Genomic DNA, 20,480 nt, shown 5'->3' with positions numbered 1-20,480 from the left:
GCCCGGGCGCCATGATGCAACACCGCCGAGCCACGCGGGAAAACCGGGCTCAGGCTAATCGCGCTCGACCCGGAATTCCGGTGCAACCGGGCTTTGTACCACCAGGGTCGGCAGCTGGTTGCCGCGTCCGGTGGCGCCGCCAGCGGTCGAGCCGGAGGAGATTTTGCTGCCACCCATCATTTCCATCCGGACACGGCCGGAGCGCCGCGCTTCACCGATCATGCTCGGCGGCTTGAGGTGGCTGTAGAGCTGCATCACGGTCTTGACGTAATTTTTGGTCTCGGGATAGTTGGGAATCTTGTTGCCGTAGCGCTGGACCGCCCCTTCGCCGGCGTTGTAGGCCGCCACCGCCAGCTCCAGCTGGCCGGGAAACAGGTCGATCAGGTAGCGCAGGTAACGCGAGCCGGCCACGATGTTGGTCTTGGGGTCGGTCAGCTTTTTCTCGATCGGCGAATTTTTGTCGGCCCGCACGCCGTAACGCTGGGCTGTGGGCGGCATCAGCTGCATCAGGCCCACCGCGCCCTTGGGCGACACGGCATGGGTGTTGAAGCCCGACTCGGTGGCAATCAGGGCCTGCAGCAGCTCGTAGTCGATGTCATTGGCCACCGACGCTTCGCGCAGCAAATGTTTGACCGCCTTGTAGTTGGGTGAAACGTCGAAAAAGGCCAGCAGCCTGGGCGGTGCGCCGGGCATGCCGTTGCCGTAGGTGGCCGCGGAAGTGCGCCCGCTGCGGCCGGTATCGAAACTCTCGCCGCCGCGGAAAAACAGCTGGTAACGCTCGTCAAGCCGCTCGGCCGAGAAATGCGCCACGCCCTGGCCGTCCACATAACCCCAGACATCGGCGCGGGCTGCCGTGCCGGTCAGCAGCAGCACGGTAGCCGCTATCAAAAATGATAGCTGCCTGCGCACCAGCCACAAGGGCTGGAGCCATTTTTTATGCATGAAATAACTCATGCCTTGCAAATCTGCAGGTGCCGCATGGGAGTCCTTTAAATATCGATCTCCACGGCATCGCCGTGCAGTTCCATCAGTTCGCGCCGCGCTGCGGCTTCGCCCTTGCCCATCAGCTTGGTCACCAGCGTCTCCGTCTGGGCAAAGTCGAAGTTGCCGAGTTGCACCGGCAACAGGCGGCGGGTATCAGGATTGAGTGTGGTTTCCCACAATTGTTCCGCATTCATTTCACCCAGGCCCTTGAAACGGCTGATGGCCCAAGCCCCTTCCCGAACGCCTTCCTTGCGCAATTTGTCGAGAATGGCGGTCAACTCACCCTCATCGAGCGCGTACGCCTTCGATGCAGGCTTTTTCCCCCGGGCCGGAGCGTCCACCCTGAAGAGCGGCGGCCGGGCCACAAAGATGTGCCCAGTTGCAATAAGTTGGGGGAAATGCCGGAAAAACAAGGTCAGCAGCAGCACCTGGATGTGGGAGCCGTCCACGTCGGCGTCGCTGAGGATGCAGATCTTTCCGTAACGCAGACCGCTGAGATCGGGCGTGTCGTTCGGGCCATGTGGGTCAACCCCAATGGCCACCGCGATGTCGTGGATCTCGGTATTGGCAAACAGACGGTCGCGTTCGACCTCCCAGGTATTGAGCACCTTGCCACGCAGCGGCAGGATGGCCTGGCTTTCCTTGTCGCGGCCCATCTTGGCGCTGCCGCCGGCGGAGTCGCCTTCGACCAGGAAAACCTCGTTGTGCGCCAGGTCACGGCTTTCGCAGTCGGTCAGCTTGCCCGGCAGCACGGCCACGCCCGAGCCTTTGCGTTTTTCAACCTTCTGCCCGGCTTTCTGGCGGGTTTGCGCGGCCTTGATGGCCAGCTCGGCCAGTTTTTTGCCGTAGTCGACATGCTGGTTCAGCCACAGCTCCAGCGTCGGCCGCACAAAGCTGGACACCAGCCGCACCGCGTCTCGGGAATTGAGGCGCTCCTTGATCTGCCCCTGGAACTGCGGGTCCAGCACCTTGGCCGAGAGCACGTAACTGGCGCGGGCAAACACGTCCTCTGGCAGCAGCTTGACGCCCTTGGGCAGCAGCGAATGCAGGTCCACAAAACCCTTGACCGCCTGAAACACACCATCGCGCAGGCCGCTTTCATGCGTGCCACCGGCGCTGGTCGGGATCAGGTTGACATAACTCTCGCGCACCGGCTGGCCGTCTTCGGTGAAGGCCAGGCACCATTGGGCGCCCTCACCCTCGGCAAAACTGTCGTGCGCCGCATCGGCGAAACCCTCACCCTCAAACAGCGGAATCACCGGATCGGCACTGAGCGTCTGCATCAGGTAGTCGCGCAGCCCGCCCTTGTAGATCCAGCTTTGCAGCTCTTTGGTCTTTTCCACCGCCAGCGTCACCGTGACGCCGGGCATCAGCACGGCCTTGCTGCGCAGCAAGTGGGTGAGTTCGGCCATCGGTAGCGCTGAGGCTTCGAAATACTTGCTGTCCGGCCAGGCTCGCACCGTGGTGCCGGACTTGCGGTCGCCTTCGCCGGCCTTGCGCAGTTCCAGCGGCTGGGTGACGTCGCCGGCCTCAAACACCAGCCTGGCCACCATGCCGTCACGGTAAGAGGTGGCTTCCAGGCGTCTGGACAGGGCGTTGGTCACACTCACGCCGACCCCGTGCAAGCCGCCGGAAAAACTGTAGGCGCCGCCCTTGCCCTTGTCGAACTTGCCGCCAGCGTGCAGGCGGGTGAAGACCAGCTCGATCACCGGCGCCTTTTCCTCGGGGTGCAGGCCGTAGGGAATGCCGCGGCCGTCGTCTTCAATGCTGACGGACCCGTCGGTGTGCAGGGTGACCTTGATCTTCTTGCCGTGGCCGGCCAGTGCTTCGTCGGCGGAGTTGTCCAGTACTTCCTGGATGATGTGCAGCGGATTGTCGGTGCGCGTGTACATGCCCGGCCGCTGCTTGACGGGCTCCAGGCCCTTGAGCACGCGGATCGAGCCTTCGGAGTAGTCGTTGGGTAGTTTGGTCGCCATGGGAGGATGGATTGTAGTCCCGGAGGATTTGATAACTGGATAAATATACAGTTTTTCGCGATGCCTCCCGAAACCCATGCGTGGCGCTCATCAATGACCTGCAAAATTTTCAAAAGCAGAACGCAGCGCCATTGGGTACATTCTCCGGATGCAATCCCCAAGCCGAAATCTCTCCATGGCCCAGGTGCTCATCTGCGGCGCCGCCATCGTCACCCTGTCCATGGGCATACGCCACGGCTTCGGCCTTTGGCTGCAGCCGATCACCCAGGCCCAGGGCTGGACACGCGAAACCTTTGCCTTTGCCCTGGCCGTGCAAAACCTGTCCTGGGGCGTGTTCGGCATTTTTGCCGGCATGCTGGCCGACCGCTTCGGTGCCTTTCGCGTCATTGCGGGCGGCGCGGTGCTGTATGCGCTGGGACTGGTCGGCATGGCGCTGTCGCCGACCGGCCTGCTGTTCACACTGACGGCCGGCGTGTTGATAGGCGCAGCGCAGGCCGGCACCACGTATGCCGTGATCTATGGCGTGATCGGGCGCAACATTCCGGCCGAAAAACGCTCCTGGGCCATGGGCGTGGCGGCGGCGGCAGGCTCTTTCGGGCAGTTCCTGATGGTGCCGGTCGAAGGTTTCCTGATCAGTGGCCTGGGCTGGAAGGAGGCGCTGCTGGTGCTGGGCGCCGCAGTGCTGCTGATCGCCCCGCTGGCATTTGGCCTGCGCGAGAACCGCTTCGGCCCCGGCCAGGCGCCGCCGCGTGAACAAACCATCCTGCAGGCGCTCAAGGAAGCCTTCAAGTACCCGAGTTTCCAGCTGCTGATGGCGGGCTACTTCGTCTGCGGCTTCCAGGTGGTGTTCATCGGCGTGCACATGCCCAGCTACCTCAAGGACAAAGGGCTGTCGCCGCAGGTGGCCAGTTATGCGCTGGCACTGATCGGCCTGTTCAATGTGTTCGGCACCTATGCGGCGGGCACCCTCGGCCAGAGGCTGGCCAAAAAGAACATCCTGGCGTTTATCTATCTGGCGCGGGCGGTCGTCATTGCCGTGTTCCTCGCCGCGCCCCTGAGCCCGGCCAGCGTCTACATTTTTGCCAGCCTGATGGGCCTGTTGTGGCTGTCCACCGTGCCCCCGACCAACGCCGTTGTGGCGCAGATTTTCGGCATCCAGCATCTGTCCATGCTCAGCGGCTTTGTCTTTTTCAGCCACCAGATCGGCTCCTTCATGGGGGTCTGGCTGGGCGGTGTGCTCTACGACCGCACCGGCAGTTACGACATCGTCTGGTACATCACGATTGCGCTGGGCGTGTTTGCGGCGCTGATCAACCTGCCTGTGCGCGAAGCGGCCATCCACCGGCCGGCGGCGGGCCGCCTGCCCCAAGGCGCCTGAGACATGGCACGAAAGCTCGCCCTGTATCTACTCGCCATCGCGGCCACGCTGGGCGTGTTTGCGCTGTATTTGCGCCCCGATTTTTTGCTGACGCTGGCCGACCAGCTCTGGGCCTGCTTCTAAGCCTGAGCCTCATTCCTCATCGCGCACGCGGTACTGCCCGGCCAGTTGCTGCTGCACCGCCGGCGGCACGGCCTCGTAGTGGCTGAAGGCCAGCGTGTAAGCCCCCTGCCCGCCGGTCAGCGCATTGAGCCGCGACTGATAGGCAGCCAGTTCGGATAAAGGCACCTGGCCCAGCACGGCCAGGGTGCGGGCCTGCAGCCCGCGCGTGCCGCTGACCTGACCGCGGCGCGCCGACAGGTCGCCGGTGATGTCGCCCATGGCAGCTTCCGGCGCCGTGATTTCGACGTTGACGACGGGTTCGAGCACCACCGGCGAGGCGACGCGCACAGCCTCGATCACCGCCTTGCGTCCGGCCGTCGTAAAGGCAATATCCTTGCTATCCACACTGTGGTGCTTGCCGTCGTACACCACGACCCGCACATCAGTGACCGGAAACCCCGCGACCACCCCTGCGTCGAGCGCCTGGCGCACGCCTTTTTCGACGGCCGGCATGTACTGGCCAGGGATCGTGCCACCCTTGACCTGGTCGACAAACTCGATGCCGGCGCCGCGCGCCAGCGGTTCGATGCGCAGGAAGACCTCACCGAACTGACCGGCGCCGCCGCTCTGCTTTTTGTGGCGGTGGTGGCCGGGGGCCGACGCGGTGACGGTCTCGCGGTAGGCAATACGCGGCGGGCGCGTGTTCACCTCGCACTTGTAGACTTCGGTCAGCCGTTCGATCAGGGTGCGCAGGTGCAGCTCGCCGAGGCCGTAAACCACGGTTTCATGGGTCTGCGCCACATGTTCCAGCCGCAGGCAGGGGTCTTCATCGACCAGTCGCTGCACCAGGTCCCACAAGCGCTGCTCGTCGCCACGGCGCCTGGGTTCGATGGCCAGCCCGTGCACCGGCACCGGGAAGTCCAGCGGCTGCAGATGGATGTGTTCGTCCTCGGCCGCGTCATGCAGCACCGCATCGAAATGGATTTCGTCGACCTTGGCCACAGCGCACAGTTCACCGGGTCCGGCGCTGGCAATTTCCATGTGGTCCTTGCCCTGGAGCCGGAACAGGTGTCCGACCTTGAAGGGACGCCTGCCGTCGCCAATGTAGAGTTGGCTGCCCGCGGTCACCGTGCCCTGATGCACACGGAAGATGCCCATCTTGCCGACATAAGGGTCCATGCTGACCTTGAAGACATGCGCCAGCACATGTTTCGCCGGGTCTGGCCCGGCAAACACCGGGACAGCGCCTGCCCCCTCTCCGCGCAGGAACTTCGGCGGGTTTCCCTCGGAAGGATCGGGCAGCAGCCTGACCATCACGTCCAGCAGTTCGGCCACACCGGCGCCGGTGCGCGCCGACACAAAACACACGGGAATCAGGTGGCCCTCGCGCAAGGCCTGCTCCAGCGGCGCATGCAGTTCCTGCGGGTCGACGTCGCCTTCGTCCAGATAACGTTCGACAAAGGCCGGATCAACCTCGACCACCTGCTCGACCAGCGCGCGGTGCGCCAGCGCCACGCTGGAAAAATCAGACTCTCCGGCCGGATTGAAAAAGCAGTCCACCACCCGCGTGCCCCCGCCGGCGGGCAGGTTCAGCGGCAGGCACTCCTTGCCGAAGGCGGCCTGGATGGCGGTCAGCAGGCCGGGAAGGTCCATGCCCAGCGCGTCGATCTTGTTGATGATGACCATGCGGCACAAGCCGCGGCTGGCGGCCCAGCCCATCATGCGGCCGCTCATGAGCTCCAGGCCGCTGGCGGCACTGACGACCAGGGCCGCGGTTTCCACCGCCTCCAGTGCGGGCAGCGACTGACCGAGAAAGTCGGGGGCGCCGGGCGTGTCGATGATGTGAATGCGCGTGTCCTGGTGCTGCAGATGGACCAGCGCCGAATGCAGCGAATGCTGGGCGCGGCGCTCCAGCGGATCGAAATCACTGACCGTCGTGCCGCGCTCAACGCTGCCCGGCGCGCCAATGGCGCCCGCCTTGTGCAGCAGGGCTTCGACCAGGGTGGTTTTGCCGCTGGCTGCTGCGCCCACCAGCGCCAGCGTACGCAGGGCCGGAACGGCCGACCGAACCGGATGCAGGGTAGAGGACATGGCGCGCTCCTGGATGCCGGGCGTGGCGTCTGCGCCCGATGGATTAGGGCCTGTTCACACTATTTATACAAGTGCGAACGTGGTTAAAACAGCGCCAATCTAGGCGCGCGACGACGCTCAGCCTGGGCGGCTGGGCTAGGAGTGCAACGACGAGTGGCGCTGTTTTAACCACGTTCCCTCCGGGTTGCGGCCAAAAAGGCCATGCGCAGCGTTGCAAAGCCTTGCCGGGCGCGAGCCCGGCTGCATTTTGCGCCTCGCGCATGATCTTTTTGACTCGCAACGCATCTTGCATAAATAGTGTGAACAGGCCCCAGCCTGACGCCTGTATCAGGTGCACAGCGTAAGGGATAGCCCGCAGCGGGGCAAGGGGCCGGCGCGGAGATCAAACGGTGGTAGTCTTTCGCCTCCACACACGCAGGGGACAGCAGGGCCATGAAAACTATCGTCATCACCGGGGCTTCCGACGGCATAGGCGCTGAAATGGCGCGTCAGCTGGCGCAGCGCCACGGGGCGGCGGTGACGCTGGTGCTGGCCGCACGCAACGAAGCGGCGCTCCATGCCGTCGCCGCCCAGTGCCAGGCCAGCGGCGCCGCGGCGCTGGTGGTCCCCACCGATGTGTCCGACCCGGCCCAGTGCCGCGCGCTCATCACCACAGCCGCCCGGGCGTCCGGGCAGATCGACGCCCTGATCAACAACGCCGGCATGTCGGCGCAGGCCCTGTTTGAAGATGTCAAGACAGAAGACCTGGTCTGGTACGAGGAGCTGATGCGCATCAACCTCTGGGGCAGCGTCTGGTGTACCCATGCCGCCCTGCCCTATTTGAAGCAAAGCCGCGGCAGCCTTGTGGCAGTGTCCAGCCTGGCCGGGCTGGTGGGCGTGCCCGGGCGCACGGCCTACAGCGCCAGCAAATTCGCCATGACCGGCTTTTTTGAAGCCCTGCGCGCCGAACTGAAAACGGCGGGCGTCAGCGTCACCACCGCTTACCCCGGCGTGGTCGCCACGCAGATCCGCTACCGGGGCTTCAACGCCGCCGGTGCACCTGCCGGTGCCAGCGGCCTCAAGGAAGACGATGCCATGAGCGTCGAGACCTGTGCCCGGCTGATTCTTGACGGCATGGACAAAAGGACGCGCGAGGTCGTGATGACGACCAAAGGCAAACTCGGGCGCTGGCTCAAGCTGCTGGCGCCCGGGGCCGTCGAATCCATGGCGCTGGCAGCGCTCAAGGACGAGGTCAAGCCCCATTGAACAATATGGCCCCCACGCTTGTCATTTCGTGTGCCTTCGGCGGTGCACTGCCCCTGCGGCCCGGCGAAGCCGGTACCACGGCCCCGGTGGGTGAAGACGCAGTTCCCACGCCTGTCGCGGCGCAATCAAACTCCGATGGGGCAAGTTGATGCACGGAAGCGAAGCCCCGTCCGCCTGGGTCCGGCGCTGGTCCCACCTGGTGCCGGCCCAGGGCCGCGTGCTCGACGTCGCCTGCGGCCATGGCCGGCACGCCTACTGGTTTCATCAGAGAAATCACCCTCTGGCCCTTGTGGATCGGGCGCAGGCAGCTATTGATTCCATAGCAATTCCGGCAGACAGCTGTGAGAAGGTGGTCGCCGACATCGAGGCCGGCCCCTGGCCTTTTGCCGGTCGCGAGTTTGGCGCCGTGGTGGTCACCAACTACCTGTGGCGCCCCCTGCTGCCCACGCTGCTGGCCAGCCTGGCGCCGGGTGGGGTGCTGATTTACGAAACCTTTGCCCGGGGCAACGAAACCGTGGGCAAACCCTCGCGACCCGATTTCCTGCTGCGTCCCGGCGAGCTGCTCGATGTCTGCCGTGGCCTGCGGGTGGTCGCCTTTGAGGATGGCTTCCAGCAAGCCCCCGACCGCTTTACACAGCGGATTGCAGCCGTGCGGGAACTGGTGGCGCCGGGGACGGTCCCACGCTACCTGATCGACCAGCGCACTGGGTAGAATGCTGAATTGGCTTTATCGCAGCATTGACCACGGCCAGAGCGCCACCCCTGACACAAAGACATGAAAACCATTACCGGCAGCATCGTTGCACTGGCCACCCCCCTGCATGAAGACGGCAGTGTTGACTATCCGTCCCTGCGCAAGCTGGTGGACTGGCACATTGCCGAAGGCACCGATTGCCTCGGCGTGGTCGGCACCACCGGCGAGTCGCCCACGGTCAGCGTCGAAGAACACTGCGAGATCATCCGCGTGTCGGTCGAACAGGCCAAGGGCCGGGTTCCGGTCATGGCCGGTTGCGGCGCCAACTCCACCGCCGAGGCCATCGAGCTGGCCCGTTTTGCAAAAACCGTCGGCGCCGACTGCCAGCTGCAGGTCGTGCCCTACTACAACAAGCCGACGCAGGAAGGCCAGTACCGGCACTTCACCGCGATTGCCGAAGCGGTGGATCTGCCGATGGTTCTGTACAACGTGCCCGGCCGTACTGTGGCCGACATGCTGCACGCCACCGTGCTGCGCCTGGCGCAGGTGCCCGGCATCGTCGGCATCAAGGAAGCGACCGGCAACATCGAACGCGCGCAATGGCTGATCAAGGAAGTGCCGGCCGGTTTTGCCGTCTATTCCGGCGACGACCCGACCGCTGTGGCGCTGATGTTGTGCGGCGGCCAGGGCAACATCAGCGTGACAGCCAATGTCGCGCCGCGCCTGATGCATGAACTCTGCGTCGCTGCGATCGCCGGCGATGCGCGCGGCGCGATGAAAATCCAGCTCCAGCTGCTGCCACTGCACAAGCACCTGTTCGTGGAAGCCAACCCGATTCCGGTCAAGTGGGCCATGGCCCGCATGGGCCTGTGCGGCGGGACCCTGCGCTTGCCCATGACAACGCTAGAAACGGCCAACGAGGCCACAGTCGAAAACGCCCTGCGCGTATGCGGCCTGCTCTGATTTTTAAGGAAACCCAGTGATGACATTGCACACGACCAGCGCCTCCGGATTTGTATCTGCACCACGGCTTGCCGCTGCCCCGCTGGCGGTGCTCGTCGCCGCGCTCCTCCTCTCGGGTTGCTCCTCACTGAGCGACTCCCTGCAGGGCGACAAGGTCGATTACAAAAGCGCCGGCAAGGCGCCCTCGCTGGAGGTTCCTCCCGACCTGACGCAGCTGTCGCGCGATACCCGTTACGTCGTGCCCGGCAGTTCCGTGACGGCCAGCGGCTTCCAGGTCGGACAGACCACCCAGTCCGTGCCCACGGCGGCCCTCACGGTCGGCGATGTGCGCATCGAACGCGCGGGCACGCAGCGCTGGCTGGTGGTCAACCGGTCGGCCGACAAATTGTGGGGCCCGGTGCGTGAGTTCTGGCAGGAGAACGGCTTCCTGATCGCCACCGAGCAGGAAAACCTGGGCATCATGGAAACCGACTATGCGGAAAACCGCGCCAAGCTGCCGCAGGACTTCATCCGCGCCACCCTGGGCAAGTTGCTCGACAGCCTGTACTCCACCGGCGAGCGCGACAAGTTCCGCACCCGGCTGGAGCGCACGCCGACCGGCAGCACCGAGATCTACATCAGCCACCGCGGCATGGTGGAGGTGCTGACGGGCACAGTCAAGACACCGCAGAAAAGCGACGGCACGGTGTGGCAGCCCCGCCCGGCTGATCCGGAACTGGAAGCCGAATTCCTGCGCCGCCTGATGGTCAAGCTCGGCGTCAGCCAGGAGCAATCCAAGGCGCTGATCGCCACGGCCCCGGCGCGGCAGAGCGCACGTGTCGCCAATGTCAACAACATGCCCGTGGTCCAGATTGACGAGGGTTTTGAACGCGCCTGGCGCCGTGTCGGTCTGGCCCTGGACCGCACCGGCTTCACCGTGGAAGACCGCGACCGCGCACAAGGCACTTATTTTGTCCGCTACGTCGAACCTACCGGCGACAAGAAGGAGCCCGGCTTCTTCAGCAAGCTCTTCAGCAGCTCCTCGGCCGGCCCGGCTCCCCTCAAATACCGGATCGCCGTGCGCAGCCAGGGCGAAGCAACCACCGTGTCCGTGCTCAACGCTCAGGGCAATCCCGAAGCGTCGGCCAATGCCCAGCGCATCGTGCAGGTCATTGCCGACGACCTGAAATAAGGCGCGGCATGGGGCCTGGCCGGTGCTGAGGTTCAAAAGCCTGGGCAGCGGAAGCACAGGCAATGCCACGCTGGTGGAGGCGACCGGCTTGCGCACCCGGCGACTGCTGGTCGATTGCGGCCTGGGCCTGCGCCAGCTGTCGCTGCGGCTGGCCCAGGCCGGTCTGGCCGATGGCGACATCGACGCCATCTTCATCACCCACGAACACAGCGATCACATTGGCTGCGCGCGCCAGTTCGCCCGGCGCCACCGGGTGCCGGTCTGGATGAGCCGCGGCACCCAGGAGGGCATTGGCCTGCCCGACTTCGACGGGCTGCTCCACACCGCACGGGACGGCGAGGCGATTGACCTCGGCGAACTGCAGCTCATGCCCTTCACGGTGCCGCATGACGCGCGTGAGCCCTTGCAGCTCACCTGCACGGACGGCGCTTCCAAACTCGGTCTGCTGACCGACTTGGGCCACGCCACCACCCACCTGCTGGCCCACCTCGCACATTGCGATGCCCTCCTGCTCGAGTGCAACCACGACAGCGATCTGCTGGCCCAGTCGGCCTACCCGCCTTTTCTCAAGCGGCGTGTCGGTGGCATGTATGGCCACCTGTCCAATGCTGCCGCGGGCGAGATTGCCCGCTCGGTCGCGCATGGCGGCCTCAGGCAGTTGGTGGCTGCCCATTTGAGCCAGCAGAACAACCGGCCGGAACTGGCGCACCAGGCGATGTCCGAGGCGCTTGGCAGCAGCGCCGAGCTGGTGATCGCCGACGCCGGTAGCGGCACTCCCTGGCTCAGGCTGTAAGGCAGGCCTGACCGCGCGCTGCGCCCGGCGCCCCATGAAAAAAGCCGCCCGGAGGCGGCTTTTCTGGAGCGAAAAAAATTATTTCGCAGCGCTGGCGGGCGACATGGCTTCAGCAGGCACTGGAGCGGACGAAGGTGCAGGTGCGGATGCGTCGGCGGCGGCGGGAGCAGAAGCGGCTTCAGCGGGCGCGGGCGCAGGGGCCGGGGTCACAACGACAGGAGCAGGCGCAGGCGCTTCTTCTTTTTTACCGCAGGCAGCCAGAGCAACGGCAGCAACGATGGCGGCCAAAACGAGGGATTTGTTCATATCGATATCCTTGATGAATGAGAGAGGAAACTTATAAATCCGTCCAAAAATCCCCAAAACTGGTGATTCGGGCTTTTCGGCGGGGGGCGCGTGACGCGAGCTCAAACTGCCCTGCCCGCGAGTATATGCGGGTTTTCACCGCCGTAAAAACCCTCGATTCACAAAAATCAGGAAAAAACACACCCCACCGCCACTTTCGCCACGGGGTTCACTGCGGCATCGTGCCGAAGTATCAAATCCCCAGGGTGGTCGCCGGAAAGGCCGGACTGCTGCGCAGCAGCTTTTCCGTCAGCCTTTCCCTCAGTGCGACGCGACGCGCGGGTTCGGACCCGGCCACACCGGTACTGCGCACCAGGTCCAGCCGTTCGAACACCCAGCCCGGGCTCCAGAAGGCGCTGGGCAGGTCGCTGGCCGCCACCGCACCGCTGCCGCGACACTCAACAATGTGGGACCAGGTGCGGCGCCAGGTCACAAATCGCGCGTGCCGCCGCGTCACTTCGTCATAGTTCCGGGCCAGCATGGTCAGCGTGCGCCCTGATCCTGCCCAGTCGTTGAGGGATTGCACAACACTGCGCTCACCCAGCGGCCAGTCCTCAAAGGTGGCGTCGCAAAGAATGATTTCACGCCAACCCTGAGCGGCCGCCGCGGCGAAGCCCAGGCGCACCAGATCGGCGAATGCCGAACGCCCCTCGAAACGTCCCTGCAGCAGCGCGGGCGATGAAGGCCCGGTGGAAGGATGGAGATCGCTCATCATCGGCTCCTTGAAGGCATGAAACACATGAATCACATGAAACAGAAGGCATGACGCGTGGTTCAGCAAGCCTGCGGATGGGCCAGCCAGCCGGCCGCATGCCAGTCTGCCAGCAGGTCCAGAGCAGAAGATCCCGCACGGCGAAGGTCGGCGGCGGCGAGCCGGCGCTGGTCGGCCAGGCGTCGCATCAGGGTGGCATCAGCCCCCCTGGCGCGGTAACTCTCTCCATTGATGAACACATGCTGCGCGTCGTACATCATTCGGGTGCGCGGGTCCAGGCAGAGGCCCTCGGCGCAGCGCGGATCCCAGCGTCCCGACGGGTCGTCAAACCAGACCGAGGCCTTGGGCTCCGTCAGGCATTCGCCGAGCGCGCAGGCCAGCGCCAGCGGGTCTTTCAAGGCGTCATGTACCGCCTTTTGCGCAAACGCAAGCAAGCCTTCAGGCAGCGCCGCGGGCGTTGGCGTTGCGGGCTGCGACGGATCGCGGTAGATGCCCTGGCTGACAGCACCGTCGTCCTCATCATCACCCGAAAAATCTGCCAGCCGCTGCAGCAGCTCACCCGCCAGCTCGGCGCGTTTGGGCGCCCGAAAACCAATGGAGTACGTCATGCAGTCCTGCGCCTTGCCGCGCTCGTCGTGCGATGACTCAGCCAGGCCATCATGGGCGTAACGCGGCGGCAGGTAAAGCATGTCGCCGGCTTCCAGCACAAACTCCTGCTCCGGCTCGAAGTTCTGCAGGATCTTCAGCGGCACCCCTTCCTGCAGCGTCAGGTCTCGCTGCCGGCCAATCTTCCAGCGCCGCCGGCCGCTGGCCTGGAGCAGAAACACGTCGTAACTGTCGAAGTGCGGGCCCACGCCGCCGCCCGGCGTGGCAAATGAAATCATCAGGTCATCGAGCCGGGCATCGGGCACAAAACGAAAGTGCTGCAGCAGTTCATGGGCCCGGTGGTCGTGCAGGTCCACGCCCTGCAACAACAGGGTCCACTGCGGCCGGCTCAGGGCAGGCAGACTGCGCGGTCCGAACGGGCCCTGCTTCATGCGCCAACCGGTGGGCTGCTGGACCACGAGGCGCGACTCCACCTGTTTCTGCGCCGCCAGGTCGAACAGTTCCTTGCGGCTCAGCAAGGGCCTGAAACCGGGCATGGCCTGGCGCACCAGCAGGGGCTTTTTCTGCCAGTGGCGGCGCATGAACTGGACCGGGCTCAGACCGGCAAGAAGGGCGAGGGGTTGATTGACATCCATGGGACAATTGTCCGATGAAAATCACCCCGCAATGCGTCGTAGCCCTGACCTGGACGCTGAAAGACACCCTGGGCGAAATACTGGACGAACTCGACGAGCCGGTGGAGTTTCTGCTGGGCGGTGATGACCTGCTCGCCAAGATCGAGGAAAGCCTGCAGGGCCATGAAGCGGGCGCGTCGATCGACCTGCATCTGGAGCCTGAAAACGCTTTCGGCGACTACGATGAAAACCTGGTTTTTCTGGAAGCCCGCAAGCTGTTTCCGGCCGAACTTGAAGAAGGTCTGACCTTTGACGGCGCCGCCCTGCCCGCCGGCGTCAACCCCGACACGCCGACCGATCACATCTACACCGTGACTGAGATTTACCCCGACCATGTGGTGCTGGACGGCAACCACCCGCTGGCCGGCATTGCGATCCGCCTGAGCCTGAAGGTCGAGTCGGTGCGCGAGGCCACCGAGGGGGAAATAGGTCAGGGCTCCATGGGAACCGGTTTTTTCAAGCTGGAATCGCAGGCGCCCGGCAACAACACGCTGCATTAGACCCTCCCATAAAAAAGCCGGCCTGCTCTCACGAGCAGGCCGGCTTTCTGTTTGGCGCCGCAGCGGCTTAACGCATGCGGTACAACTGGTTGTTCTCGATCTTCACGCGGTCGCCGATACGCAATTCGCCGTAAGACGGCACGTCGTAGGCACGGGTGCCGCCGTTGTCCAGCTGGACCGACACGCGGTAGCTCTCATTGACCGGCTGGGTGTTGCGATTCTTCTCGACGGCATTGCCGGCGACGGCACCGCCAACAGCGCCGAGCACGGTGGCTGCCGTGCGTCCGCTACCGCCACCGATCTGGCTGCCCACAGCTGCACCAGCCACGCCGCCGATCACCGCACCCAGACCAGAGGTCGAGGCCGGTTGTTGCGTACGCAGGACTTCCACATTGCTGACGCGGCCGTATTCAATGTAATTGCCCTGCGGGTTCTGTGCGGGATAAGTCGTTGCTGGGTACGTCGATGCGGGGTATGTCGCGGCCGGGTAGTTCGAACCCTGGGCCGGCTGGCTCATGGGCGCAGCGCAGGCTGCAAGCCCGGCGACCACAACCACGGATGAAACGACTGAAATGAAACGGGAAGCTTGACGCATGGAAATCTCCTGTGTGTGAACATTCAAAGGACCCAACGCATCCCTCGGTTGAAGGACAATTTACCGGAGGACCCTGCAGCACTGATTACAACCACGCCGGGCCTTCGCGGGGGTGGGGTCCCAGGCTGTCGCGGCGTGGGAGCCGGTTGCCGGCCGGTGTAGGAAAAGCCTGACGCCCCGCCTTCTCCCTCAGAGACCGGGAGGCCTCTCAGGCATCTCAGGCCTTGCCGGTTGAGCCGTAACCGCCTTCGCCGCGCTGGCTGGCTGCGGCAAATTCATCGACCACGTTGAACTCGGCCTGCACCACGGGAACGATCACCAGCTGGGCGATACGCTCCATCGGGGCTATCGTGAAAGCGACATCGCTGCGGTTCCAGGCACTGACCATGAGCTGGCCCTGGTAGTCGCTGTCGATCAGCCCGACCAGATTGCCCAGCACGATGCCGTGTTTGTGCCCCAGCCCCGAGCGCGGAAGGATCAACGCCGCATAGGCGGGGTTGTGCAGATGGATCGCCAGTCCGGTGGGCACCAGTTGCCAGGCATTGGGCTGCAGCGTGAGCGGTTCCTGCAGGCAGGCACGCAGGTCCAGCCCGGCGCTGCCGGGCGTGGCATATGCGGGCAGGTTGCCGCGCAGGCGCTCGTCGATGATCTTGACGTCGATTTTCATGTCACTTGCCTTGTTTGAACTCTTTGGCGGCCTGCTCGGCCAGCTCGCGCAGACGCCCGGTCAGCAGCGCAGGCGAGTATTTTTTAAAGCGGTAAATGGCCCAGGCGGCAAAAGCGAGCGGCATGGCCACCGCGAACATGCCAGCGCGCGGAACCAGGATCGAGAGCAGCTGCAGCGCGATCCAGGCGAACAGCACCCACTTGCCCACCGTCCACAAGGACGGGCCGGCCGGCCGGGCTGACGCCGCGTCACTGGCGGCTTCCCGGCGTGGCTGCGCGGCGGCACCGGCCATCCGGCCGGTGCCCGGCTGCGCCTCAGCCCTCGCCTGCCTGTCCAGAGCAGTCGCCGCCGCGGTGGCACTCAGTTTTTCCACATACCGGGCAAAGTCGCCGTCGGGCGGGGTGTCGGAAGGCAGTTGCACTTGCCTCACCTCGCCTGCTTGATCCGGCTGGCGATCTCTGCCACCAGTTGCCGCGCCAGCGACAGCTTGGAGGCACGCGCCAGCTCCCGGCTGCCCTGCGCATCGACCAACAACAAGGCGTTGTCATCACGGCCGAAGGTGGCCGGGCCGATGTTGCCCACCAGCAGCGGCACGCCCTTGCGCAGGCGCTTGGCCTGCGCGTTGTCCTCGAGGTCGTGGCTCTCGGCGGCAAAACCCACGCAGAACAGCGCACCCGATACGCCGCGCGGCGATTGCGCCACGGTCGCCAGGATGTCGGGGTTCTCGGTGAACGCCAGCTGGGGCGCCTGGCCCGAGCCGTCTTTCTTGATCTTGCGCTCCGCGCTGCTCGCCGGCCGCCAGTCGGCCACCGCCGCCGTCGCTATGAAAACAGTAGCTGCCTGCGCTTGCTGCATAACGGCTTCAAGCATGTTTTGTGCTGACTTGACGTCGATGCGCTTGACGCCACGCGGTGTGCCCAGGCTCACCGGCCCGGCCACCAGCGTGACCTCGGCGCCGGCCTCGCGTGCCGCGCGCGCCACCGCAAACCCCATCTTGCCGCTCGACAGGTTGGTGATGCCGCGCACCGGATCCATGGCCTCGTAGGTCGGTCCCGCCGTCACCAGCACCTGCTGGCCGGCCAGCACCTTGGGGGTGAAAAAGGCGACGATGTCTTCGAGCAGTTCGGGCGGCTCCAGCATGCGCCCGTCGCCGGTTTCGCCGCAGGCCTGGAAACCGCTGCCCACGCCGAGGATGGTGGCGCCATCGGCGGACAGCTGCGCCATGTTGCGCTGGGTCGCGGGATGGGCCCACATTTCACGGTTCATCGCCGGCGCAATCAGCAGCGGCACCGTGGCGATGGGCCGGGCCAGGCACATCAGGCTGAGCAGGTCGTCAGCCCGGCCGTGCAGCAGCTTGGCCATGAAGTCGGCGCTGCAGGGCGCGATCAGGATGGCGTCAGCCTCGCGGCTCAGGTTGATGTGCGCCATGTTGTTGGCCTCTCGGCTGTCCCACTGGCTGGTGTAGACCGGGCGGCCACTGAGCGCCTGCAGCGTCACCGCCGTGATGAACTGCTCGGCGGCCTCGGTCATGACCACCTGCACGGTGGCGCCCTGCTTGATCAGCGCGCGGCACAACTCCGCCGCCTTGTAGCAGGCAATGCCGCCCGACAGGCCCAGCACGATGTGTTTGCCGGGCAGATCGCCAACATGAACGGGGTCTTGTTCGATTGCTTGCTTCGTCATGCCCCGCAATGTATCCCAGTTTGCCCGCATCCCTGACGGCGCGAACCGGGGCGGACGCTGACTCACCCGTATAATCCCCGTTTACCACCTAAGCGAACTTGCGGTTCGTACCTGACATGACCAAATTTGTCTTCGTCACCGGCGGTGTGGTGTCTTCCCTGGGCAAGGGAATCGCCTCAGCCTCCCTAGCAGCGATCCTTGAATCGCGAGGCCTCAAAGTCACTTTAATCAAGCTGGACCCCTACCTCAACGTCGACCCCGGCACGATGTCGCCGTTCCAGCACGGCGAGGTGTTTGTCACCGACGACGGCGCGGAAACCGACCTGGACCTGGGCCACTACGAGCGTTTTGTCGAAACGCGCATGCGCAAGGCCAACAATTTCACGACCGGCCAGATTTACAAAAGCGTGCTTGAAAAGGAACGCCGCGGCGACTACCTCGGCAAGACCGTGCAGGTCATCCCGCACGTCACCAACGAAATCCAGGAATTCATCAAGCGCGGCGCCGGTTACGACACGCCGCAGGCGGTCGATGTCGCGATTGTCGAAATCGGCGGCACGGTCGGCGACATCGAGTCGCTGCCCTTCCTGGAGGCCGTGCGTCAGATGAGCCTGCGCCTGGGCGCCAACAACACGGCCTTTGTGCACCTGAGTTATGTGCCCTGGATTGCCGCTGCGGGCGAGCTCAAGACCAAGCCGACCCAGCACACCGCCAAACAGCTGCGCGAAATCGGCATTCAGGCCGACGTGCTGCTGTGCCGCGCCGACCGCCCCATCCCCAGCGAAGAGCGTGAAAAGATCTCGCTTTTCTCCAACGTGCCCGAATGGGGCGTGATTTCCATGTGGGACGTGGACACGATTTACAAGGTGCCGCGCATGCTGCACGAGCAGGGACTGGACGGTCTGATCTGCGACAAGCTGCGCCTGAACACACCGCCAGCCAACCTCAAGCGCTGGGACGACCTGGTTTACGAAACCGCGCATCCGGCCAATGAAGTGCACATTGCCATGGTCGGCAAGTACGTGGACCTGTCGGACAGCTACAAGTCGCTCAACGAGGCGATTCGCCACGCCGGCATGAAAAACCATGCCAAGGTTGTCATCGAATACGTCGATTCGGAAACCCTGACGCCGGACAACGTCTCGCGCCTGGCCAAGTTCGACGGCATCCTGGTGCCCGGCGGCTTCGGCGTACGCGGCGTGGAGGGCAAGATCTGCGCAGCGCGTTTTGCGCGCGAAAACAAGGTGCCTTACCTCGGCATCTGCCTGGGCATGCAGGTCGCCACCATCGAATTTGCACGGCATGTGGCGGGCCTGAAGGACGCCAACAGCACCGAGTTTGACCCCGGCACAACGCACCCCGTGATCGCGTTGATCACCGAGTGGAAAGACGAAGACGGCACCATCAAGACGCGCAACGAACAGTCCGACCTCGGCGGCACCATGCGCCTGGGTGCGCAAAGCTCCGACGTCGCCAAGGACACGCTGGCACACAAGATCTACGGCGACGTGGTCACTGAGCGGCACCGCCACCGCTACGAAGCCAACGTCCACTACCTCGACCGGCTGCGTGACGCCGGCCTGGTGATCTCGGCACTGACCCAGCGCGAACACCTGACGGAAATTGTCGAGCTGCCGCAAAACGTGCACCCCTGGTTCATCGGCGTGCAGTTTCACCCTGAATTCAAGTCCACGCCCTGGGCCGGCCACCCGCTGTTCAACGCCTATGTGAAAGCCGCACTGGACCATCAGGCGGCCGGAAAAACACTGAAAGTCGTGGCATGAAGCTTTGTGGTTTCGAGATCGGTCTCGATCAGCCCTTTTTCCTGATCGCCGGCCCCTGTGTCGTCGAGTCCGAGCAATTGCAGATGGACACGGCGGGAACGCTGAAGGAAATCACGGCTTCGCTGGGCATTCCCTTCATCTTCAAGTCCAGCTACGACAAGGCGAACCGCTCCAGCGGCACCAGCTTTCGCGGCCCTGGCATGGAAAAAGGCCTGGAGATCCTGGCCAAGGTCAAGCGCGAGCTGAACCTGCCCATCCTGACTGACGTGCATTCGGAGTCCGAAATCGCCGCCGTGGCGGCTGTCGTGGACGTGTTGCAGACGCCGGCCTTTCTGTGCCGGCAGACCGACTTCATCCACGCAGTGGCGCAATCGGGCAAGCCGGTCAACATCAAGAAGGGCCAGTTTCTCGCGCCCGGCGACATGAAAAACGTGATTGACAAGGCCCGTGCCGCAGCGCGCGAAAAAGGCCTGAACGAAGACAACTTCATGGCCTGCGAACGTGGCGCGAGTTTTGGCTACAACAACCTGGTCAGCGACATGCGCAGCCTGGCCATCATGCGCGAGACCGGCGCGCCGGTGGTGTTTGACGCCACCCATTCCGTGCAGTTGCCCGGCGGCCAGGGCACCAGCAGCGGCGGCCAGCGCGAGATGGTGCCGGTGCTGGCCCGCGCCGCCGTCGCGGTCGGCATTGCGGGCATCTTCATGGAAACCCACCCGGACCCGTCCAAGGCCATGAGCGACGGCCCCAACGCCGTCCCGCTCAAACACATGAAGGCCTTGCTGGAGACGCTGCTCGAACTCGACCGCGTGACCAAGAAGAACGGCTTCCTCGAAAACAATTTCAGCGCCTGAGCCCCACGCAGACAACAACAACAACAACCAGAGACACGCATGACACCCGCCTACATCATCGTTGACATGAAGATCACTGATCCCGAGCAGTACAAGCAGTACATGGCGGCCGCCCCCGCCGCCGTGGCCGCTGCCGGGGGTGAATACCTGGTGCGTGGCGGCAAGTTCGAGACTCTGGAAGGCCACTGGCAGCCCGCGCGTATTGCGATGCTGCGCTTTCCCAGCTTCGAGAAGGCGAAAACCTTCTACGACGACGAGATGTACCGTGCCGCGCGCGCCAGGCGTGCCGGCGCCACCGAGTTTTTCAATATGGTGCTGGTCGAAGGCGTTGCCGCCCCGGTCTGATATCCCCTCTACATAAAAGGAACCTAATGAGCGCAATTGTTGATATCGTCGGCCGCGAAATCCTCGACAGCCGGGGCAACCCCACGGTCGAGTGCGACGTCCTGCTGGAGTCGGGTGTGATGGGCCGTGCCGCCGTGCCTTCGGGCGCCTCCACCGGCTCGCGCGAAGCCATTGAGCTGCGCGACGGCGACACCTCGCGTTACCTCGGCAAGGGCGTGCTCAAGGCGGTTGAGTACATCAACACCGAAATCTCGGAAGCCGTTCTGGGCCTGGACGCCAGCGAGCAGGCCTTCCTGGACCGCACGCTGATCGACCTGG

20 protein-coding genes and 1 pseudogene are annotated in these 20,480 nt (G+C 64.4%); 11 read left to right on the top strand and 10 right to left on the bottom strand.

The features are described 5' to 3' along the window. Positions 1-54 precede the first annotated feature (54 nt). Together PSV33_RS19485 and PSV33_RS19480 are read right to left on the bottom strand one after the other, a co-directional pair. On the bottom strand, positions 55-942 hold the full coding sequence (locus PSV33_RS19485; protein ID WP_300564363.1) for a lytic transglycosylase domain-containing protein: 888 nt from the start codon (positions 940-942) through the stop codon (positions 55-57). 47 nt (positions 943-989) lie between these two features. Further along, entirely contained in the window at positions 990-2,960 is a 1,971-nt protein-coding gene (locus tag PSV33_RS19480; RefSeq protein ID WP_300564361.1) for a DNA topoisomerase IV subunit B, read from the bottom strand. 148 nt (positions 2,961-3,108) lie between these two features. On the opposite strand from PSV33_RS19480, the gene PSV33_RS19475 reads away from it, so the two are divergent. Continuing rightward, positions 3,109-4,338, top strand: a complete 1,230-nt coding sequence (locus PSV33_RS19475) for an MFS transporter (protein ID WP_300564359.1) — start codon at positions 3,109-3,111, stop codon at positions 4,336-4,338. A 132-nt stretch (positions 4,339-4,470) separates the two neighbouring features. Here PSV33_RS19475 and fusA read toward each other — a convergent pair whose 3' ends face one another. Next, the gene (gene fusA / locus PSV33_RS19470) at positions 4,471-6,531 is read right to left on the bottom strand and encodes an elongation factor G (RefSeq protein ID WP_300564357.1); all 2,061 of its coding nucleotides are present in this window, start codon (positions 6,529-6,531) and stop codon (positions 4,471-4,473) included. A gap of 432 nt (positions 6,532-6,963) precedes the next feature. On the opposite strand from fusA, the gene PSV33_RS19465 reads away from it, so the two are divergent. From PSV33_RS19465 to PSV33_RS19445, 5 genes are all read left to right on the top strand, one after another. Then, a complete protein-coding gene (locus PSV33_RS19465) occupies positions 6,964-7,776 on the top strand; it encodes an SDR family oxidoreductase (protein ID WP_300564355.1) in 813 nt (270 codons plus the stop codon). Between the two features lie 148 nt (positions 7,777-7,924). Further along, complete coding sequence (locus tag PSV33_RS19460; RefSeq protein WP_300564353.1) at positions 7,925-8,488, top strand: bifunctional 2-polyprenyl-6-hydroxyphenol methylase/3-demethylubiquinol 3-O-methyltransferase UbiG; 564 nt, start codon at positions 7,925-7,927, stop codon at positions 8,486-8,488. 63 nt (positions 8,489-8,551) lie between these two features. Continuing rightward, the gene (gene dapA / locus PSV33_RS19455) at positions 8,552-9,433 is read left to right on the top strand and encodes a 4-hydroxy-tetrahydrodipicolinate synthase (protein WP_300564352.1); all 882 of its coding nucleotides are present in this window, start codon (positions 8,552-8,554) and stop codon (positions 9,431-9,433) included. A 19-nt stretch (positions 9,434-9,452) separates the two neighbouring features. Continuing rightward, positions 9,453-10,604 carry an outer membrane protein assembly factor BamC gene (bamC, locus tag PSV33_RS19450; protein WP_300564350.1) on the top strand — a complete coding sequence of 384 codons (1,152 nt, stop codon included), beginning with the start codon at positions 9,453-9,455 and terminating at the stop codon, positions 10,602-10,604. A gap of 22 nt (positions 10,605-10,626) precedes the next feature. Beyond that, a complete protein-coding gene (locus PSV33_RS19445; protein WP_300564348.1) occupies positions 10,627-11,397 on the top strand; it encodes an MBL fold metallo-hydrolase in 771 nt (256 codons plus the stop codon). Between the two features lie 78 nt (positions 11,398-11,475). Here PSV33_RS19445 and PSV33_RS19440 read toward each other — a convergent pair whose 3' ends face one another. From PSV33_RS19440 to PSV33_RS19430, 3 genes are all read right to left on the bottom strand, one after another. Continuing rightward, positions 11,476-11,703, bottom strand: a complete 228-nt coding sequence (locus PSV33_RS19440; RefSeq protein WP_300564530.1) for a hypothetical protein — start codon at positions 11,701-11,703, stop codon at positions 11,476-11,478. Between the two features lie 232 nt (positions 11,704-11,935). Further along, positions 11,936-12,454, bottom strand: a complete 519-nt coding sequence (locus PSV33_RS19435; protein WP_300564346.1) for a hypothetical protein — start codon at positions 12,452-12,454, stop codon at positions 11,936-11,938. Positions 12,455-12,516: 62 nt separating this feature from the next. Next, entirely contained in the window at positions 12,517-13,695 is a 1,179-nt protein-coding gene (locus PSV33_RS19430; RefSeq protein ID WP_300564344.1) for a cupin domain-containing protein, read from the bottom strand. A 14-nt stretch (positions 13,696-13,709) separates the two neighbouring features. On the opposite strand from PSV33_RS19430, the gene PSV33_RS19425 reads away from it, so the two are divergent. Then, positions 13,710-14,234 carry a peptidylprolyl isomerase gene (locus PSV33_RS19425; RefSeq protein WP_300564342.1) on the top strand — a complete coding sequence of 175 codons (525 nt, stop codon included), beginning with the start codon at positions 13,710-13,712 and terminating at the stop codon, positions 14,232-14,234. Positions 14,235-14,301: 67 nt separating this feature from the next. Here PSV33_RS19425 and PSV33_RS19420 read toward each other — a convergent pair whose 3' ends face one another. From PSV33_RS19420 to coaBC, 4 genes are all read right to left on the bottom strand, one after another. After that, positions 14,302-14,829 carry a glycine zipper 2TM domain-containing protein gene (locus PSV33_RS19420; protein ID WP_300564341.1) on the bottom strand — a complete coding sequence of 176 codons (528 nt, stop codon included), beginning with the start codon at positions 14,827-14,829 and terminating at the stop codon, positions 14,302-14,304. A 217-nt stretch (positions 14,830-15,046) separates the two neighbouring features. After that, a complete protein-coding gene (gene dut / locus PSV33_RS19415; protein ID WP_300564339.1) occupies positions 15,047-15,496 on the bottom strand; it encodes a dUTP diphosphatase in 450 nt (149 codons plus the stop codon). 1 nt (position 15,497) lies between these two features. Next, positions 15,498-15,917 (bottom strand): hypothetical protein, encoded by a 420-nt coding sequence (locus PSV33_RS19410; RefSeq protein WP_300564337.1) that lies wholly within the window; start codon positions 15,915-15,917, stop codon positions 15,498-15,500. 5 nt (positions 15,918-15,922) lie between these two features. After that, the gene (gene coaBC, locus PSV33_RS19405) at positions 15,923-17,179 is read right to left on the bottom strand and encodes a bifunctional phosphopantothenoylcysteine decarboxylase/phosphopantothenate--cysteine ligase CoaBC (RefSeq protein WP_300564335.1); all 1,257 of its coding nucleotides are present in this window, start codon (positions 17,177-17,179) and stop codon (positions 15,923-15,925) included. 116 nt (positions 17,180-17,295) lie between these two features. Here coaBC and PSV33_RS19400 point away from each other — a divergent pair, with 116 nt between their 5' ends. The 4 genes and pseudogenes from PSV33_RS19400 to eno all read left to right on the top strand — a co-directional run. After that, positions 17,296-18,963, top strand: coding sequence for a CTP synthase (locus tag PSV33_RS19400; protein WP_300564333.1), 1,668 nt, complete (start codon positions 17,296-17,298; stop codon positions 18,961-18,963). Further along, positions 18,960-19,817 carry a 3-deoxy-8-phosphooctulonate synthase gene (kdsA, locus tag PSV33_RS19395; RefSeq protein ID WP_300564331.1) on the top strand — a complete coding sequence of 286 codons (858 nt, stop codon included), beginning with the start codon at positions 18,960-18,962 and terminating at the stop codon, positions 19,815-19,817. Before PSV33_RS19400 ends, kdsA begins: the two co-directional genes overlap by 4 nt. A gap of 39 nt (positions 19,818-19,856) precedes the next feature. Further along, a complete protein-coding gene (locus tag PSV33_RS19390) occupies positions 19,857-20,162 on the top strand; it encodes a DUF1330 domain-containing protein (RefSeq protein WP_300512882.1) in 306 nt (101 codons plus the stop codon). A gap of 26 nt (positions 20,163-20,188) precedes the next feature. Continuing rightward, positions 20,189-20,480, top strand: a pseudogene (eno, locus tag PSV33_RS19385) (phosphopyruvate hydratase); the annotation flags it as partial.

Origin of the sequence: Polaromonas sp. (assembly GCF_029945895.1) — a bacterium.
Classification (GTDB): domain Bacteria; phylum Pseudomonadota; class Gammaproteobacteria; order Burkholderiales; family Burkholderiaceae_C; genus Polaromonas.
The sequence above is the reverse complement of the archived record's forward strand: the minus strand, read 5'-3'. Positions and strand labels throughout refer to the sequence as shown.